We start from the raw sequence: 2,556 nt of genomic DNA on the forward strand, positions 1-2,556 counted from the left end.
AAACTGAATACTAAAAATAAATGGAACACAACTCAACATTCCCTATAAAACAAAATGAGCTCGATATGCTTCGAGATGAAGCAACATCTTACCTAAAGTCTATTCAATGGGAGCAGAGTCAACGTGCTAAGAATAGAGATAATGATGGTAAAGATGAATCTATTTTGTTGTATTTATCTCGTGCTAATAATGGTAGTAGTATATCTGTAACTTCTGTATCTAAAACCATTTTAGCCTTAAAAAAGCGTTTGTTGCCAGAGTCTGTTGCAATTCCTATTTATTTAAACCAAACCTTATATACTGTACAAGAAGGAATAACACTTGGTATTTGGGTAAAGGACAGTTATTATGATGCTTCAGGATTATCCACTTTAAGTGAAAACAAATCGGCTTTAGACAATTCAGGAAAGCGCGAGTACGAAAGCAAAATGCTTACAGCAACAGCTTTTATGCTATTCGCAACAGCATATAAAATTTTACACGATTTAAAGCCACATGCTTCAGATGATTTATCTGTAATGAAACAGAAATTTGCTGGTATTCCAGAAGTCTCGTTTTTGTCTCCATTAAAAGGAATTTCGTGCCAATTATTCTATTATGATAAATATTTAGGACATCCAGACATTATAAAGACAGATAAAGATGTTATAGATTTTACTGTAGTATATTTTGAAGCACTTATTGATGAAATTCAACTTAGAAAAAGCAGTTTAGAATATACAGAAACTATTGAGGATAGAGCTTATAAGTTAGAAAACTCTGAGTTTGCTATTGATGGTTGGAATAATGTTTTTGCTGGTACAGCAGTTAGTGTTGAGTTTAATAAAATACAGTTTGAACAGATAGTAGGTAACAAAGATGCCAAGCATTTTGCAAGACGTTTAACAGAACGCTTGTTGAGCTACGATTTTGAAGCCAAGAAAAATCCGTTTCAGGAATTAGGTGGTTTTATGCCTGTATTTATGGGTTACGGAATTCCTGGTACAGGAAAAAGTATGTTAATTGCAGCCATTGCAACTCGACTAAAAGAGCATAGTGAAAATTTAGATATTCCGTTTTTATTCCATCCTATGCCAGATACGTTGATTAGTACATTTCAAGGTGGTTCTGCCGAGAAAATGGTAGAGTGGATGAAACCTCTGCAAGATCCAACACGGCTCATTTTTGCACCAATAGATGATGCAGAGAATAACCTACAGGAACGTACAACACAAGGGGTATCAGCAGGTGTTAAAGAAGTAATCGGAGTATTTTTAAGATATACCGAAGGCGCTTATGCTGTTAATTACGGTAACAGTTCCATAGGTTTATTTACGAACTTGCCTGAAATGCTAGATAAGGCTGTGATTTCGCGTGTGCAAGGACGTTTTAAAATAGATGGAGCGCGTAATGAAAAAGATTTTGTAGATCAGGATTATTTATGGTGGAGAAAGTTAGAAGACACCATGCCAGATTTTATAAATATGAGCAACCCTAACGATTACAATTATCTCGATGCTCAGCAAGTTGCTAAGAATCTAGGTGAAATTTTAGAAAAAATAGATAAACCAACTGAAGAGAGAGTATTAGATACCTTTGAAAAAGTATCGAGCAAATACAAGGATAATGAGCATATGTTTTATGCACATTTATATACTGAAATTCAGAAAATATTTCCATTCTTTTCATCTCGAGATGTTCGTAATATCCAAAAGGCAGTATCATTACGATTGACCGATTTTGATTTAGAACGAGATTGGTTCGAAAATCCTGAAATATATTTTAAGAAGGATTACGACACTAAGTTTGGTATGTTGCAAGAATTGATGCGAGCTAACATGAAAGGACTAGATTTTAGTGATATAAGACGACAAGAAGTAGTACGCTATTTAGATAATGTAGCAACCATTGCAGATACCGATTTTAAGAGAAAAGTTGATGTCAGAATCAACCAATTAAATATTGAAACTGAAGCAAGAGAACAGTTTAACAAAAAAGACTAATAAAATCTTTTACAAAGGGCAAGATTTAAGATAGGCTTATGAATAATCTAAAAAATATAGAACACAATAATCTTTCAAAAGCTTGGGCAAAATTAGATCGTATAGATTATGATTTTAAGTTTAAAAATGGTGAATGGAAACGATTATCTCGCGAAACTTATAATCGTGGAAATGGTGCAGCTATATTATTATATAATACAGAAAGAAGAACTGTAATTTTAACTAGACAATTTAGAATGCCTATTTATGAAGTTAATAGTGGAGAGGCAATGTCTATTGAAGTTTGTGCAGGAGCAATTGATGGTAATGATGATTCTCTAGAAACTGTAATAAGAGAAACCGAAGAAGAAACGGGTTATAAAATTAATGATGCCAAACAAGTGTTAACTGCTTATACATCACCAGGAGCATTAACAGAAAAGATGTATTTATATGTAGCAGAGTATAATGATGCTATGAAAATAAATGATGGAGGTGGTTTAGAGAGTGAGCACGAAGAAATAGAAATATTAGAAATACCATTTAAACAGGCAGTCAATATGATGGCAAGCGGTGATATTATCGATGCAAAAAC

At 33.3% G+C, this 2,556-nt stretch carries 2 protein-coding genes; both read left to right on the forward strand.

All coding sequences use genetic code 11. The features are described 5' to 3' along the window. The first annotated feature begins 20 nt into the window (after positions 1-20). Complete coding sequence (locus tag N4A42_RS07465) at positions 21-1,982, forward strand: AAA family ATPase (protein WP_294072140.1); 1,962 nt, start codon at positions 21-23, stop codon at positions 1,980-1,982. 38 nt (positions 1,983-2,020) lie between these two features. Next, positions 2,021-2,556 (forward strand): NUDIX domain-containing protein (locus N4A42_RS07470; RefSeq protein WP_294072144.1); only part of this gene is annotated, 536 nt, incomplete at its 3' end.

Origin of the sequence: Winogradskyella sp. (assembly GCF_025210595.1) — a bacterium.
Classification (GTDB): domain Bacteria; phylum Bacteroidota; class Bacteroidia; order Flavobacteriales; family Flavobacteriaceae; genus Winogradskyella.